This is a genomic window from Sheuella amnicola (assembly GCF_010499255.1).
GTDB lineage: Bacteria > Pseudomonadota > Gammaproteobacteria > Burkholderiales > Burkholderiaceae_B > Zwartia > Zwartia amnicola.
On the sequence record NZ_JAAGRN010000010.1, the window covers coordinates 115,046 to 129,803 of the forward strand.

Genomic DNA, 14,758 nt, shown 5'->3' on the forward strand with positions numbered 1-14,758 from the left:
TGATAAAGCTTCACGAAAATGGACCAACATGGCTACTTCAACTTCTTTTCTACCTATTGCTAAAAATCGACCGATTTTCGAAGATCTGGTCACTCAGGCACTTGATCATGCCCTTAGTCTTGGCGCGAGCGATGCCGCTGCCGAGGTTTCCGAGGGACAGGGGCTTGCGGTATCCGTGCGAAAGGGGCAGGTCGAGACCGTCGAGCAAACCAGAGACCGATCGATGGATATCACGGTGTTCGCCGGTCAAAAACGCGGATCTGCTTCAACATCGGATTTTACGCCCGATGCATTGCGTCAAACCGTTGAGGCAGCATGGCATATCGCGCGGTTTACCGCGGAAGATCCTGCTGCGGGTTTGCCTGATAAGGATTTGCTTGCTATCGGAGTTAAAAACACCTTGCAATTGCATTACCCTTGGGCGGTGAGTGTCGAGCAAGCCGGCGAAATCGCCATTGAGGCTGAGCGCGCCGCACTGGCGACCGATAAAAGAATTACCAATACCGAGGGCGCGACGGTGGATACGCACGAAGGCCACTTCATCCTTGGTAATACCCGGGGCTTTCTGGATGGATACGCCTTTTCCAGGCATGGGTTGTCCGTTGCGCCAATTGCAGGTCGAGGGCACAACATGCATCGCGATTATTGGTATAGCAGTGACCGACGAGCGAATCGTCTGGCCAATCCAACCGAGCTTGGCCGATACGCGGCAGAGCGCGCGTTGTCCAGATTGTCGGCAAGACGAATATCGACCGGACATTTTCCGGTTTTGTTCGAAGCGCCTGTTGCGCTGGGATTGCTGGGCGCCTTGACTCAGGCTGTCAGTGGTGGTGCGCTTTATCGGCAGGCAAGTTTTTTGCTGGATTCATTAGGCCGCGAAATTTTTCCGTCGCACATCAACATCGCCGAGGACCCTGCTATTCAAGGCGCAATGGGAAGCGCGCCATTTGATGACGAAGGTGTTCGTACATCTGCCCGGGATGTTGTCAGTGCAGGCGTATTGCAGGGGTATTTCCTGTCGACCTACACCGCGCGAAAGCTCGGAATGAAAACAACCGGAAATTCGGGTGGCTCGCATAACCTGCTGATGACATCTTCCCTCACCAAGCGAACCGATAATTTGCCGGCCATGCTGAAAAAATTGGGCACCGGACTATTTGTGACCGAATTGATGGGGCAGGGCGTGAATTATGTAACAGGGGATTATTCGCGCGGTGCTTTCGGATACTGGGTTGAAAATGGTCAGATTCAACATGCGGTGGAAGAAATCACGATAGCAGGCAATCTGAATGACATGTTCCGCCAGATCGTCGCGATTGGTTCGGATGTTATTACGCGAGGCAGTAAAACAACCGGCTCGATTTTGATCGAAAGTATGTCCATTGCGGGTACCTAACTAGGTGAAAACGATGCATTTCTTCCCTGCGGATTCGCGGCGTGGGGGTGTAATATCCGAGTGTTCATCCTATAAATCCGGGTGTGTTGCCCGAAACAACTGAGCAAGGAGATTTTGAATGCAACGTCGTTCGTTCCTCAAAAAAGCAAGTATGGGCGCGGTTGCCGGTGGCGCCGCTGTTGCCGCCCCCGTTTTCGCACAGGATGCGCCTACCCTGAACTGGAGGATGGCTTCAAGCTTTACGCGCAGTCTGGACACACTTTATGGTGGCAGCGAGCAGTTCGCCAAGTACGTGAGTGAAGCGACCAACGGCAAGTTCAATATCCGCATTTTCCCCGGTGGTGAAATTGTTCCCGCCTTGCAGGTACTGGATGCTGTTCAAAAAAATACGGTCGAGATGGGGCATTCCAGCGGTTATTACTACTACGGTAAAGATCCCTCACTCTGTTTTGATACGGCCGTACCATTTGGTTTGACCGCACGTCAGATGAACGCCTGGATGTGGGAAGGCGATGGAATGAAGATGATGCGTGATCTGTACAAGGACTACAGCATCGTCAACTTCCCTCTAGGTAATACCGGAGCTCAAATGGGCGGTTGGTATCGCAAGGAAATCAAGACGGTTGAGGACTTGAAAGGCTTGAAGATGCGTACTGCCGGTTTTGCCGGAGAAGTATTGTCGCGCTTGGGGGTGGTGCCGCAACAGTTGGCTGGCGGGGATATTTATCCGGCCCTTGAAAAAGGCACACTGGATGCAGTCGAATTTGTTGGCCCCTATGATGACGAAAAACTTGGCTTTGCCAAGGTTGCGAAGTACTACTACACCCCTGGTTGGTGGGAAGGTGGTGCCCAGACCTCGTTGTATGTGAATCAGGGCGAATACCAAAAACTGCCTAAAAGCTACCAGGTAATTATCGATGCGGCCACGCGTGCGACGACCATATCGATGACTGCCCGTTATGACAATTTGAATTCGACCGCCATGAAGCGTCTGCTCGCCCAGGGAACGCAGTTGCGCGTGTTCCCCCGTGCGGTTCTGGATGCGTCGTGGGATGCATCGCTGGTCGTATATGGTGAATTTGCCGCCAAAAATCCGCGCTTCAAGGCCATTTACGAAAACTACATGTCTTGGCGCAACCAGCTTGTGGATTGGTTCCGTGTTTCGGAACTGACTTACGAACAGTTCATTAGTGCCAAGTTAGGCCAGCTTAATCGCAAGTAATCCTGAGTTTTAGGCGAAACTTTTCAAATACTGCCTAAAAATCAAGGTTTAAACCCTCACGGATGCTACCAAACTGGATAGCATCCGTTTTTTATTGTAGAATCGAGGGCTTTCCCTAAACAGGAATCTTTGCACGGGCGGTTAATAACGCTTTGGCCAGGATGCTTATTCTGTCTAGGGGCCTGGCTGGGATGGTCCCGGCAAGGTTTTTTATTAGGATCCAATCATGAAGACATTTGTGGCCAAGCCGCATGAAGTCAAGCGTGACTGGTTCGTGATTGACGCGAAGGGCAAAGTCCTCGGTCGTGTGGCCAGCGAAGTCGCACACCGTCTGCGCGGTAAGCACAAACCTGAATTCACGCCTCACGTTGATACCGGCGATTACATCGTCATCATCAACGCAGCCGATATCGTCGTTACCGGTAACAAGACGCAAGACAAGAAGTATTTCCGTCACACGACATATCCGGGCGGTATTCGCGAAACCAATTTCGCCAAACTGCAAGAGCGTTTCCCGGGTCGCGCGATCCAGAAGGCCGTCAAGGGTATGTTGCCCAAAGGTCCTTTGGGTTATGCGATGATTAAAAAGCTGAAGGTCTATGCAGGTGCAGAACATCCGCATTCGGCTCAACAGCCCCAGCCCCTCGAAATTTAAGGATAGGCCATGATCGGTAATTGGAATTACGGAACCGGCCGCCGCAAGACTTCGGTGGCTCGCGTGTTCATGAAAAAAGGTGCAGGTAAGATCGTTGTGAACGGTAAGCCCGTTGACGAATATTTTGCCCGCGAAACAGGTCGCATGGTTGTTCGTCAGCCGCTCGAGCTGACAGGTCATCTCGCTTCGTTTGATTTCCATATCAACGTCCATGGCGGCGGCGAAAGCGGTCAGGCTGGTGCTGTGCGTCACGGTATTACCCGTGCCTTGATCGATTACGATGCAACGCTGAAGTCATCGTTGTCGAACGCAGGCTTTGTTACCCGCGATGCCCGTGAAGTCGAACGTAAGAAAGTCGGTTTCCACAAGGCGCGTCGTCGCAAGCAGTTCAGCAAGCGTTAATTCGCGATACGACAGGGCCTGGTTTTTTTACAGGCCAATGCAAAAAAGGCCGCTGTTGCGGCCTTTTTTGCATTGGCAGTACTTTTGCGCATACCTATGTCATTTATCACATGTGATAATTGATCGTTTATTCATTTTTAATCAGCCCGTGGCTGTCGCAGCAAATCAGGAGCCCTAACATGACAAGCACCGCAACAAAACGTATCAAGGTTGGTATCGTGGGCGGCACCGGTTATACCGGTGTAGAGCTTTTGCGGATGCTTTCTCAGCACCCTAACGTAGAGTTGACGGCAATTACGTCGCGTAAGGAAGACGGTATGCCTGTAGCTGAGATGTATCCTAATCTGCGTGGCCACGTCAAATTGGCCTTTTCCTCTCCCGATAAAGCACGGCTGACTGATTGCGATGTCGTATTTTTCGCGACTCCTCATGGCGTAGCGATGGCGCAGGCTCACGAGTTGTTGGCCGCCGGTGTGCGTGTGATTGATCTTGCCGCGGATTTTCGCTTGCAAGACACGGCTGTTTTTGAAAAGTGGTACAAAATGCCGCACAGCTGTCCCGATGTTTTGGCAGAGTCAGCTTACGGGTTAGTTGAACTGAATCGGCAGAAGATCGCAAAAGCACGCGTGATCGGTAACCCCGGATGTTACCCAACCACGATTCTTCTTGGGCTGGCACCCTTGCTTGGTGGTGCGCCCTTGATAGATACCACCGATATTGTTGCGGATGCAAAGTCAGGCGTAAGCGGAGCAGGACGCAAAGCAGAAGTGGGTAGTTTGTTTTCAGAGGCGGGTGATAATTTCAAAGCTTATGGCGTAGCTGGTCATCGTCATCATCCGGAAATTAAAGAGCAGCTGGATAAATTAGCCGGATCTGATGTGGGTTTGACGTTTGTGCCGCATTTGGTACCCATGATCCGGGGTATGTTCAGCACAATCTATGCCCGCATCTTGCCCGAGGCCCATCATGTTGATTTTCAGGCTTTGTTCGAGGCACGTTATGCCAATGAGGCTTTTGTCGATGTTATGCCCGCGGGTAGTTTGCCTGAAACACGTTCTGTTCGTGCATCCAATACGCTGCGCATTTCGGTTCAGAGACCGGGTAATGGCGACAAACTAATCATTCTGGTCATACAGGACAACCTGGTTAAGGGTGCGTCAGGCCAGGCAATCCAGAACATGAATCTAATGTTCGGCTTGCCGGAGACGACCGGACTCAATCAGGTCGCGATTCTTCCTTGACGGAGTCGTTGAGACGACAAGTTGTTGGCAGATGTTTGGCGGGATTGTCGATAACTTGCGTGGGGGTATCGCTTGGGATTTTTATTGCAGGATATCCAGATAAAGACCAGGTGATGCTTCAGTTGCGTCAGGAGCGCGCCAAATCCGATTATTTGAAAGGCGAGTTTGATGCGCGTATCAAGTTTATGAGATCGCAGCTCGGACAGACTCGTGCGGATTTATTTATCGAGCGCGCTAGTCGTATTGCTTTGGAAAAAAGCCTTTCGCAGTTACGAGGTGAGCTGAGTGATACACAAGAGCAATTGGTGTTTTACGAACAGCTTATACCGCCAGCCCCTTCAGGCGTGGTTGGCCTGCGCGCGATCGATTTGAATCTTCAGGATGACGCTATTTCATTTCGAGTATTGCTTATGCGCAGCGGTCAGTCCGGCAGCAGGTTTTCAGGGGTGTTGCAGTTTGTTGCCACCGGTAGTCTCGAAGGATTCAACGATACCCAGTCTCTTGTTTTAACGCAGCTTAGGATAAATCAATCCGGTGACCAGATTGAATCGAAACAACATACAGACACACTGGCTCAGCCGTTTGGTGAAGGGTTGAGGTTGGATTTTGATCGGTTTCAGCGAAGTGAAGGAGTGTTGGGGGTTCCTCCGGGATTTGTACCTAAACATGTGACGGTTAGAGTACTGAAAGGATCAATTGTCCATGCAAGTAAAAGGGTTGATCTTTAATTCGGTGGGTAACTTGCTATATACTTGATAAATACAGTCAAGTATTACAGGAAGTCAAATCATGAGCACCATCACCGAAACAGTTGATCTTCAGGCTCCACCTGCTGCGATCATCTTTACTGATGCCGCGGCCACTAAAGTCAAAGACCTTTTAATCGAAGAGGGCAACGACAATCTGAAGCTGCGCGTATTCGTTCAGGGCGGAGGATGTTCGGGATTTCAATACGGATTTACCTTTGACGAAGATGTGAACGAAGACGACACCACACTTGAAAAAAATGGTGTGGCTTTACTGGTGGATCCAATGAGCTTTCAGTACCTTGTCGGTGCCGAAATCGACTACAAAGAAGATATTGAAGGGTCGCAGTTCGTGATTCGCAACCCGAACGCCACAACAACGTGCGGTTGCGGCTCATCCTTCTCTGTTTGATCTGTCAGATTATCTTGGCCATGTGGCGCCAAGAATGCGTGGGCCGCGTGTACCCGTGACTCCAGTGTCAGTCACGGAAATACGATTTTGATGCGCCCAAGCTAGCCAAGCGAATGCAAGTGCCTCCACATCCTGGGTGCCTATTCCCACTACTTCTGTAGTCGTGACTGGGCAATTCAGTCTTGTCCGAAGTGCGTTCAGCATCTGATTGTTGCGCGCACCGCCACCGCATACCAGCAGATCAGTTAAGTTCGGAGCATAAGTTTGAATTGCCCGAGTAATTGTTTCGGCCGTGAGCGCACAGAGTGTGGCCTGAACGTCTGTTACCGAAATTTTTTCGCCTGATGATTCAATCTCATTTAGTCTGGTCTCAAGCCAAACTTCATGAAATAAATCCCTGCCGGTTGATTTTGGGGCGGGTAAGGAAAACCAGGGCTCTGAGTCAATCAAGTGTGACAGCAGTCGACTGTGAACATTACCGGTTGCACCCCATGCGCCGTCACGGTCAAAAAACTGGCCGGTATGTTTCATGCACCATCCGTCCATCAGTACATTTGCCGGCCCAGTGTCAAAACCAACGGGATGGTGACCGGGTTGCAGTACAGTGATGTTTGCAATTCCACCAAGATTTAATACAACGCGGGTTGAGCCTGATTGGAATACGCCGGCATGAAAAAATGGTACGAGCGGGGCGCCTTGTCCACCGGCTGCGATATCTCGACTTCTAAAGTCTGCGATGACTGTTATGTCTGTTAACTCGGCTAACAGAGCCGGAGCGTTAAGCTGAATGGTATAGCCCAAGCCCGGTTGATGTCTGACCGTTTGGCCGTGAGAGCCAATTGCGCTGATTTGGTGGGCTTGCATTTTTGCAATGCGAAGCACATCTTGAACGACATTCGCAGATAGTTTTGCAAGGGTGTTGGCTGCCAGGGCACTGCGGGCCAGCTCATCGGAGCCGGCTTGATTCAGGGAAAGAAGCTCGGTACGCAACGCTAAGGGCAAAGCCAGTTCTGAACGAGCTAGAACCTCGGGTTTGCCCGAGGCGTCAAATCGGGCAAGTACACCGTCTATACCATCCAGACTGGTGCCAGACATCAACCCAATGTAGTAGGTGTCTGCCAAGATTTTTCACCGTTTTAGCGACTGGCGATATTGGTGGCGTCGGGAGAGGCTTCCTGGAAGTTTGCCAGAACCTGAAGCTGCTGTTTGATCGGACCAATGTACTGGGCGAAGAGTGCACGTTGCTCTGTGTTCAGAGGCATGGATGCAGGCATGGCGACCGCCGATAGCGGGTCTATAGGCTTATCGGCTACACGAAACTCGTAATGTAGGTGTGATCCTGTCGACCAGCCGGTAGATCCGACATAGCCGATCAATTGTCCCTGTGAAACTTTTGTGCCTACAGTGATGCCATCAGCAAAGCGGCTCTGATGCGCATAAAGAGTCGAGATTTTACTGTGATGTTTAATGATGATGGTATTGCCATATCCATTTTTCCAGCCTACATAATCAATCGTGCCGTCAGCGGTGGCATGGATCGGTGTACCTGTTGGAGCAGAATAGTCGACTCCTGGGTGATGCCCCGACCAGCCTTGATGTCCGGCGATCGTTCGCATTCCAAACGTTGAGCTGACTCGAGAAAATTTGATCGAGTTGCGCAAGAAGGCGCCACGAAGATTTTCGCCATCCAGGTTGTAGTAGCTGCCGGATACACCGTCAGGGCTAAACCAAGCGGCGCTGTGGATTTTTCCCTGGTTTACAAATTCAAGCGCCAGAACGCGACCCGTACCGGCCGGACGGCCTTCACTCGTTTTGGTTTCGTATACGACGCGAAATCGATCGCCACGGCGTAATCCACGCAAAAAGTCGATCTTGCTGCCCAGGATCTCAGCCATTTGAGACGTGATAGCGTCCGGAACGCCAGCAGTGTCGGTTGCCGCAAACAAGGATCGCTCGATGGTACCGATTGCGACCGCGGTATTCGTTTCGGTCAGTTGTTCGACTTCTTCAGTCTTGAATCCGTTATCTGTCGTCGAAATTTTGAGGCTTCTGGAGACTGTTTTTCCATCAGACTCATTGCCGGGAGTGTGAAAATAGCGTATCCACAACAGTCGTCCGGACTCGTTAGTTGCCGCCTGAACCGTGCGGCCCGGATAGAGTTTGTAGAAGGCCCGAGCTTTTTGATCGCGAGTCATGTAGGACAGGAGCTCGTTGTCCGATACATCAAGTCGTTTGAGTATCGAAGCAAGCGAATCACCCGAGCGAATGCGAGTTTCATGAATGAATGGCTGATCAGTATCGGTACTGACGCTGAAGTCGGCAACAGGTTCAACCGGCAACTGCATAGGAACGACTTGCTGAACAAGTTTTTGTTCCGGAGGAGTGATTGAGTTTTCTGTTGGTTGCACCATGCCCAGAGCTGCGGCTCCGATGCCAAAGGCAAGCGACAATATAATCAGTGCACTACGCAACAAACTGCGGCTTGGGTTGCGATCAGCAGAGTGGAAGAGGCCTGACAAGGCACGAGCCTTGCTTGGGGCCAGATCGTTCTGTTGGCTCATTAAGCGAAAATCCTGTGAAACAAGCTGAATCCCTACGTTAACCAAAAGGTATATCGTGGCAGGTCAACGAGAGTTTGCGTATGATGTATAACAACAACAATTTTAGTCGATTTGGTCGACTTAAGCACTGTTTTTTATTAATTTTATTGCATTTTTAATCTAAGTATTGTTAAGAAGATGTCAAAATACGCTATCACACCCGAAGTTGAGTCTAACTTGCGAGTTGCGCTTCGCGGCTGCGATGAGTTGCTGGTTCAGTCCGAATTTGCCCAGAAGCTGGCCCGATCGCACGCGACAGGCGTGCCACTGCGTGTCAAGCTCGGATTGGATCCAACTGCCCCCGATATTCATTTGGGTCATACCGTTGTGCTCAACAAGATGCGCCAGTTGCAGGATCTTGGTCATACTGTCATTTTTCTGATTGGCGACTTTACGTCCATGATCGGCGATCCATCGGGACGCAACACAACCCGTCCACCCCTAACTCGCGAGCAAATCGAAGAAAACGCGAAAACATATTACGCTCAAGCCAGCATGGTGCTCGATCCGGCTCGTACCGAGATCCGATACAACAGTGAATGGTGCGATCCGCTAGGGGCGCGGGGCATGATTCAGTTGGCCTCTCGCTACACCGTTGCGCGCATGATGGAACGGGATGATTTCACTAAGCGCTTTAAAAGTGGCGTGCCCATTTCAGTTCATGAGTTCCTCTACCCATTGATGCAGGGATACGACTCAGTCGCGCTTAAGTCGGATATCGAGCTTGGCGGTACCGATCAGAAATTCAACTTGCTGGTTGGTCGCGAACTTCAGAAGGAATATGGTCAGGAGCCTCAATGCATTTTGACCATGCCTTTGCTTGAAGGTACAGATGGCGTCGAAAAGATGTCCAAATCCAAAAATAATTACATCGGAATTGGCGAAGCGCCTGACTCGATGTTCGGCAAACTGATGTCAGTATCTGATACGCTTATGTGGCGTTATTACGAGTTACTCTCGTTCAAGAGCCTCGAAGAGATTGCTGCGTTACGTGCCGAGGTGCAAGCAGGGCGCAATCCACGCGATGCAAAGGTGATGCTGGCGCAAGAAATCATCACGCGTTTTCATTCAAGGCAAGCTGCTGAGGCGGCGCTGGCTAGTTTCGAAGCGCGCTTCCGTGATGGCGCAATCCCGGACGATATGCCGGAAATAAAGATTCAAGGTGCGCCAATCGGTATCCTCAAACTGTTGCGCGAGGCCAGTCTGGCTTCATCCGGTGCGGAAGCTCAGCGTAATATCGAGCAGGGTGGTGTACGTATTGATGGCAACAAGATTGAAGACAAAGCGTTGCAGTTATCCGCTGGCACGTACGTTTTGCAAGTCGGAAAACGTAAGTTCGCTCGTGTGACATTGGTTTAAATATTCTGATTGAACGATTCAGGTTTAACTTTGTAAATGGAGTCGGCATGAAACTTACCAGCACCTCTTTCACTGACCAGTCTTTTATTCCGGCGCGCTATGCCTTTGGCAAGATTGACAAGCAGATGCATGTGGCCTTGTCCGATAACATGAATCCGCATTTCAGCTGGGACGATGTGCCTGCAGGAACAAAGTCATTCGTGTTGATTTGTCATGACGTGGATGTACCTAGCCGCCCGGACGATGTTAATCAGGAAGGGTGCGAAATTCCGTCAACACTACCTCGCATCGATTTTTACCACTGGGTACTCGTCGATATTGACGCATCGACACGCTCCATTTCTGAGGGGGGGTACTCCAGCGGTATCAGTCCCCGCGGTAAAGGGGGGCCGATTGCCGCCAATGGCACGCGCCAGGGGATCAACGACTATACGGCATGGTTTGCTTCGGATCGGGATATGAGCGGTGATTATTTTGGTTACGACGGCCCATGTCCGCCCTGGAATGATTCGATTCTTCATCACTATGTGTTCACGCTTTATGCGCTGGACATTGAAAGGATTGCGCTTGATGGACATTTCAATGGACCTCAGGTCATCAAGGCTATTGAGGGGCATGTTCTCGCTAAAGCCGCGATAACGGGGATCTACACTTTGAATCCCGCCCTTGCCAAGGCTTAAGAGGCGCTGATCCTTCCGACGAGTACAATATCGAGTTCAATTCTGCATCCATTTCGCCAGGACAATCCATGTTTGATCGCAAACTCACCCTCGACCGCGTTGATCCGGATCTTTGGGCCGCTATCCAGAAAGAAGATAAACGCCAGGAACAACATATCGAGCTTATCGCTTCCGAGAACTATGCCAGTCCGGCCGTCATGCAGGCCCAAGGGACGCAACTGACTAATAAATATGCCGAAGGCTACCCGGGCAAGCGTTATTACGGCGGTTGTGAATATGTGGATATCGTTGAGCAATTGGCCATTGATCGTCTGAAGGCCTTGTTTGGGGCCGAGGCCGCCAACGTACAGCCCAATTCGGGTTCTCAGGCGAATCAGGGTGTGTACACGGCAGTCTTAAAGCCCGGTGATTCTGTTTTGGGCATGAGTTTGGCCGAGGGCGGTCATCTTACGCATGGTGCATCAGTTAACGCTTCAGGCAAGCTGTATAACTTTCATCAGTACGGACTCGATGCAAAGGAAGAGCTCGACTACAACAAGGTGGAAGAGTTAGCCAAAACTCAAAAACCGAAACTGATTGTTGCCGGAGCCTCAGCCTATTCCTTGCGCATGGATTTTGAGCGCCTTGCTCGCATCGCGCGTGAAAATGGCGCGCTATTCATGGTCGATATCGCTCACTATGCAGGTTTGGTCGCTGGTGGTGTGTATCCCAACCCGATACCGCATGCCGACTTTGTCACTTCCACTACCCACAAATCCTTGCGTGGTCCTCGTGGTGGCGTGATCATGATGAAGGCTGAACATGAAAAAATCATCAATTCGGCTATTTTCCCCGGCATCCAGGGCGGCCCGCTCATGCATGTGATCGCAGGCAAAGCAGTTGCGTTCCTGGAGGCATCCAAGCCTGAATTCAAGGCGTATGCTCAGCAGGTCGTCGACAATGCCCAGACGCTAGCCAATACCTTGGTCAAGCGAGGGCTGCGTATTGTCTCCGGCCGTACCGAAAGTCATGTCATGTTGGTTGATTTGCGTGCCAAAGGCATTACCGGCAAGGAAGCTGAAGCTGCTCTTGGCGCAGCGCATATCACTGTCAATAAGAACTCGATTCCAAACGATCCAGAAAAGCCATTCGTGACAAGTGGCATTCGCCTCGGTACGCCTGCCATGACGACTCGCGGCTTCAAACAGGCGGAAGCCGAGTTGACCGGGAATTTGATTGCAGACGTGCTCGACAATCCACGTGATGAGGCCAATCTTGCTTCTGTTCGTGCGCGTGTTGATGCATTGACTTCGGCCTTGCCTGTATACCGTTAATCACGGAGTGACGGATGAAGTGTCCCTTCTGTGGGCATCCTGATACCCAAGTAGTTGACTCGCGCGGTGGGGATGAGGGCGACTTCATCCGCCGTCGTCGCCGTTGCAGTGCTTGTGACAGACGTTTTACGACATATGAGCGGCCAGAGCTTGCCATGCCATCGATTGTCAAGCGTAATTCCAGTCGTCATGAGTACGATCCCGGTAAGCTGCGTGCTAGTTTGGCTCTGGCTTTGCGTAAGCGACCCGTTAGTACAGAAGAGCTGGATGCGACAGTGATGCGTATCGAAGAAAAGCTTTTAACGAGTGGTCAACGTGAGGTGTCAACCGAAACGCTCGGCGAGCTGGTGATGGCCGAACTTAAAAAACTCGATAAAGTCGCATATGTACGATTTGCTTCTGTTTATAAGAGCTTTGAGGACATCGGAGAGTTTGTCGAGGCGATTCGTGAGATGCAGGGACCTCCTGCCGTTCGTCGTAAATCGTGAACTCAAATATTTTCCAATACGCTGAAAATCTGGGGCATCATCCCGAGCAGGATGTGTTTTTTATGCGCCAGGCGTTGGCTCTGGCCGAGTCGGTTCTATATGTGCCGTCACCTAATCCGCGAGTAGGTTGCGTCATCGTTCGTGATGGACAAATTATCGGCAAAGGGGCGACACAGCAGGCGGGCAGTCATCATGCCGAAGTCATGGCGTTAAAGGATATGGCAGATCGTGGTCATTCAGCGAAGGGCGCCACAATTTATGTCTCGCTCGAACCTTGCAGTCATCATGGCCGGACGCCTCCATGTGTTAATGCCCTGATTGAGGCAAGACCAGACAGGGTTGTCTTTGCTCATTTCGATCCGAATCCCAATGTGGCTGGTCAGGGTATGCGTGCGTTGCGTGAGGCAGGTATTGCTGTTTCCGTTGGCGTATGCGCGGATCTCGCGCTTGAAATTAATCCCGGTTTTGTGTCCCGCATGACAAGAGGCGTACCGTATGTGTGGATGAAAACCGCCGCATCACTGGATGGCCGTACTGCCTTGAGCAATGGGGTGTCGCAGTGGATAACTGGATCGCAGGCACGAGCGGATGGGCATCATTGGCGCGCCCGCAGTTGTGTTGTCTTGACTGGAATCGGAACGATTCGTACCGACAATCCGCGATTGAATGTGCGTCATGTGTCGACCCCGCGTCAACCCAAGCGTGCTGTTATTGATCCAGCTTTTGAAATTAATGAAGACGCCACGTTGATTGATGGCGAGCCGGTTTATATTTTCACTGCGACAGTTAATCATGCGAAAGCGGATCGACTAATTGCCCGAAATGTGCAAGTGGTGCATGTTCCCGAGGGCGAACCAACACCGTCACGACCACGCCCACGTGTTGATATGCAGGCAATGATGCAATGGCTTGCAGCAAATGGCCATAATGAAGTGCATGTCGAGGCCGGTGAAGGCTTGAATGGCGCTTTGCTTGCTGCCGACTGTATTGACGAGTTGCTTGTTTACATGGCGCCAATGCTTATTGGACAGGGTAAAGGTATAGCGCAAGTGCCTGTTTTGCAGCAATTGGATGATGCGCATCGATTTAGTTTTATTGATGTTCAATTGTTGGGGGCAGATGTGCGTTTGCGCGCACGCGTAAGTGAGCATTGGCGTACTTTGATGAAAAGCATCCATCTCGTTCCATAGTCAATTCAATTCGAAACATCTTTGCATTAACTCTGCGTTGTTGCATACAAGGAAGCGTAATATGTTTACAGGCATTGTCGCGGCAGTCGGCCGCATCGAAAAAATCGAACCTCTGGGTGATGGTAAAGCCAATGCCGGCGTGCATCTTGAAGTCAATGCGGGTGGTCTGGATTTGAGCGATGTGGGTCTGGGTGACTCGATTGCGATTCAAGGCGCCTGCATGACGGTCGTGTCCATGGACGAATCAGGATTTTCGGTTGATGTATCACGCGAAAGCCTTCGTTTGACCATGGGATTGGACCAACTAGGCGAAGTGAATCTTGAAAAATCTCTGCGCGTCGGCGATCAGATCGGTGGTCATATCGTTTCGGGTCACGTAGACGGCTTGGGTACCGTGGTGACGTTCGAAGCTGTCGGCGAATCGTGGGAGCTTGTGATTCAGGCGCCTTCTAGCCTTGGCGCATTTCTGGCGTACAAAGGTTCCATCACCGTTAATGGTGTGAGTTTGACGGTGAATCGAGTCGAGGATGTAGTCGACGGGACTCGATTCAGTATCAACCTGATTCCTCATACGATACAGGTCACGACCCTCAAGCATCTTAAGCCCGGGCAGCGAGTCAATCTCGAGGTGGACACCATTGCCCGTTATGTGCAGCGCATGCTGAGCTATCAGAAAAACGTTTGAATCGGGTCATTTTGCCAAGGGCATCCAATTTCGGGGTTCAATTCGGCATTTTCTGGTTTTAAAGAGTCTGTTAGAATGGCGGGCTAGCGTTTTTACAGAATCTGTGTAAAACGCTTACGGACAGGTGGCCGAGTGGTTGAAGGCGCACGCCTGGAAAGCGTGTATACGTTCAAAGCGTATCGGGGGTTCGAATCCCCCTCTGTCCGCCAGCGGCTTCCTCAAAAGACGCATGGATCAACAGTTGGCTCTTCCCCATTATCGGGGGAAGGGTACTCATCAAACACGGTAAAAAACGCCGTTCCAACCGCAGTGAGCCAAGACTCTCAAGCGGTAATTTTCAAAATTCCTAAAGCCATAGGCCCTACGGGA

General features: G+C 51.1%; 15 protein-coding genes and 1 tRNA gene. 14 read left to right on the forward strand and 2 right to left on the reverse strand.

Annotation, left to right across the window (positions count from 1 at the left end; genetic code table 11):
* Window positions 1-28 precede the first annotated feature (28 nt).
* The 7 genes from pmbA to erpA all read left to right on the forward strand — a co-directional run bounded on the left by pmbA (window position 29) and on the right by erpA (window position 6,074).
* The gene (gene pmbA, locus G3I67_RS13645; RefSeq protein WP_163656082.1) at window positions 29-1,396 is read left to right on the forward strand and encodes a metalloprotease PmbA; all 1,368 of its coding nucleotides are present in this window, start codon (window positions 29-31) and stop codon (window positions 1,394-1,396) included.
* A 118-nt stretch (window positions 1,397-1,514) separates the two neighbouring features.
* On the forward strand, window positions 1,515-2,618 hold the full coding sequence (locus G3I67_RS13650; RefSeq protein WP_163656083.1) for a TRAP transporter substrate-binding protein: 1,104 nt from the start codon (window positions 1,515-1,517) through the stop codon (window positions 2,616-2,618).
* A gap of 226 nt (window positions 2,619-2,844) precedes the next feature.
* Window positions 2,845-3,273 (forward strand): 50S ribosomal protein L13, encoded by a 429-nt coding sequence (rplM, locus tag G3I67_RS13655; RefSeq protein WP_163656084.1) that lies wholly within the window; start codon window positions 2,845-2,847, stop codon window positions 3,271-3,273.
* A 9-nt stretch (window positions 3,274-3,282) separates the two neighbouring features.
* Window positions 3,283-3,675 (forward strand): 30S ribosomal protein S9, encoded by a 393-nt coding sequence (gene rpsI / locus G3I67_RS13660; RefSeq protein ID WP_163656085.1) that lies wholly within the window; start codon window positions 3,283-3,285, stop codon window positions 3,673-3,675.
* 179 nt (window positions 3,676-3,854) lie between these two features.
* A complete protein-coding gene (gene argC, locus G3I67_RS13665) occupies window positions 3,855-4,916 on the forward strand; it encodes an N-acetyl-gamma-glutamyl-phosphate reductase (protein WP_163656086.1) in 1,062 nt (353 codons plus the stop codon).
* 59 nt (window positions 4,917-4,975) lie between these two features.
* A complete protein-coding gene (locus G3I67_RS13670; protein WP_163656087.1) occupies window positions 4,976-5,644 on the forward strand; it encodes a DUF6776 family protein in 669 nt (222 codons plus the stop codon).
* Window positions 5,645-5,705: 61 nt separating this feature from the next.
* On the forward strand, window positions 5,706-6,074 hold the full coding sequence (erpA, locus tag G3I67_RS13675; protein WP_163656088.1) for an iron-sulfur cluster insertion protein ErpA: 369 nt from the start codon (window positions 5,706-5,708) through the stop codon (window positions 6,072-6,074).
* Between the two features lie 9 nt (window positions 6,075-6,083).
* Here erpA and G3I67_RS13680 read toward each other — a convergent pair whose 3' ends face one another.
* Together G3I67_RS13680 and G3I67_RS13685 are read right to left on the reverse strand one after the other, a co-directional pair.
* The gene (locus G3I67_RS13680; RefSeq protein WP_375539326.1) at window positions 6,084-7,199 is read right to left on the reverse strand and encodes an anhydro-N-acetylmuramic acid kinase; all 1,116 of its coding nucleotides are present in this window, start codon (window positions 7,197-7,199) and stop codon (window positions 6,084-6,086) included.
* Window positions 7,200-7,210: 11 nt separating this feature from the next.
* A complete protein-coding gene (locus G3I67_RS13685) occupies window positions 7,211-8,635 on the reverse strand; it encodes a M23 family metallopeptidase (RefSeq protein ID WP_163656089.1) in 1,425 nt (474 codons plus the stop codon).
* A gap of 177 nt (window positions 8,636-8,812) precedes the next feature.
* Here G3I67_RS13685 and tyrS point away from each other — a divergent pair, with 177 nt between their 5' ends.
* From tyrS to G3I67_RS13720, 7 genes are all read left to right on the forward strand, one after another.
* Window positions 8,813-10,033, forward strand: coding sequence for a tyrosine--tRNA ligase (gene tyrS, locus G3I67_RS13690; protein ID WP_163656090.1), 1,221 nt, complete (start codon window positions 8,813-8,815; stop codon window positions 10,031-10,033).
* Window positions 10,034-10,080: 47 nt separating this feature from the next.
* A complete protein-coding gene (locus G3I67_RS13695) occupies window positions 10,081-10,713 on the forward strand; it encodes a YbhB/YbcL family Raf kinase inhibitor-like protein (protein ID WP_163656091.1) in 633 nt (210 codons plus the stop codon).
* A gap of 68 nt (window positions 10,714-10,781) precedes the next feature.
* Window positions 10,782-12,026 (forward strand): serine hydroxymethyltransferase, encoded by a 1,245-nt coding sequence (gene glyA, locus G3I67_RS13700; protein ID WP_163656092.1) that lies wholly within the window; start codon window positions 10,782-10,784, stop codon window positions 12,024-12,026.
* Between the two features lie 14 nt (window positions 12,027-12,040).
* Complete coding sequence (gene nrdR / locus G3I67_RS13705; protein WP_163656093.1) at window positions 12,041-12,514, forward strand: transcriptional regulator NrdR; 474 nt, start codon at window positions 12,041-12,043, stop codon at window positions 12,512-12,514.
* Window positions 12,511-13,704, forward strand: a complete 1,194-nt coding sequence (gene ribD / locus G3I67_RS13710) for a bifunctional diaminohydroxyphosphoribosylaminopyrimidine deaminase/5-amino-6-(5-phosphoribosylamino)uracil reductase RibD (protein ID WP_311197127.1) — start codon at window positions 12,511-12,513, stop codon at window positions 13,702-13,704. Before nrdR ends, ribD begins: the two co-directional genes overlap by 4 nt.
* Before the next feature lie 61 nt (window positions 13,705-13,765).
* On the forward strand, window positions 13,766-14,389 hold the full coding sequence (locus G3I67_RS13715; RefSeq protein ID WP_163656094.1) for a riboflavin synthase: 624 nt from the start codon (window positions 13,766-13,768) through the stop codon (window positions 14,387-14,389).
* A 118-nt stretch (window positions 14,390-14,507) separates the two neighbouring features.
* A tRNA-Ser gene (locus G3I67_RS13720) sits at window positions 14,508-14,598 on the forward strand.
* Window positions 14,599-14,758 lie beyond the last annotated feature (160 nt).

What these genes read in the sequence shown, in the direction of transcription:
- G3I67_RS13695 (WP_163656091.1), top strand. Translation starts at nt 10,081, where the DNA reads ATGAAACTTACCAGCACCTCTTTCACTGACCAGTCTTTTATTCCGGCG.
- erpA (WP_163656088.1), top strand. Translation starts at nt 5,706, where the DNA reads ATGAGCACCATCACCGAAACAGTTGATCTTCAGGCTCCACCTGCTGCG.
- nrdR (WP_163656093.1), top strand. Translation starts at nt 12,041, where the DNA reads ATGAAGTGTCCCTTCTGTGGGCATCCTGATACCCAAGTAGTTGACTCG.
- pmbA (WP_163656082.1), top strand. Translation starts at nt 29, where the DNA reads ATGGCTACTTCAACTTCTTTTCTACCTATTGCTAAAAATCGACCGATT.
- tyrS (WP_163656090.1), top strand. Translation starts at nt 8,813, where the DNA reads ATGTCAAAATACGCTATCACACCCGAAGTTGAGTCTAACTTGCGAGTT.
- G3I67_RS13685 (WP_163656089.1), bottom strand. Translation starts at nt 8,635, where the DNA reads ATGAGCCAACAGAACGATCTGGCCCCAAGCAAGGCTCGTGCCTTGTCA.
- glyA (WP_163656092.1), top strand. Translation starts at nt 10,782, where the DNA reads ATGTTTGATCGCAAACTCACCCTCGACCGCGTTGATCCGGATCTTTGG.
- rplM (WP_163656084.1), top strand. Translation starts at nt 2,845, where the DNA reads ATGAAGACATTTGTGGCCAAGCCGCATGAAGTCAAGCGTGACTGGTTC.
- G3I67_RS13715 (WP_163656094.1), top strand. Translation starts at nt 13,766, where the DNA reads ATGTTTACAGGCATTGTCGCGGCAGTCGGCCGCATCGAAAAAATCGAA.
- G3I67_RS13650 (WP_163656083.1), top strand. Translation starts at nt 1,515, where the DNA reads ATGCAACGTCGTTCGTTCCTCAAAAAAGCAAGTATGGGCGCGGTTGCC.
- argC (WP_163656086.1), top strand. Translation starts at nt 3,855, where the DNA reads ATGACAAGCACCGCAACAAAACGTATCAAGGTTGGTATCGTGGGCGGC.
- rpsI (WP_163656085.1), top strand. Translation starts at nt 3,283, where the DNA reads ATGATCGGTAATTGGAATTACGGAACCGGCCGCCGCAAGACTTCGGTG.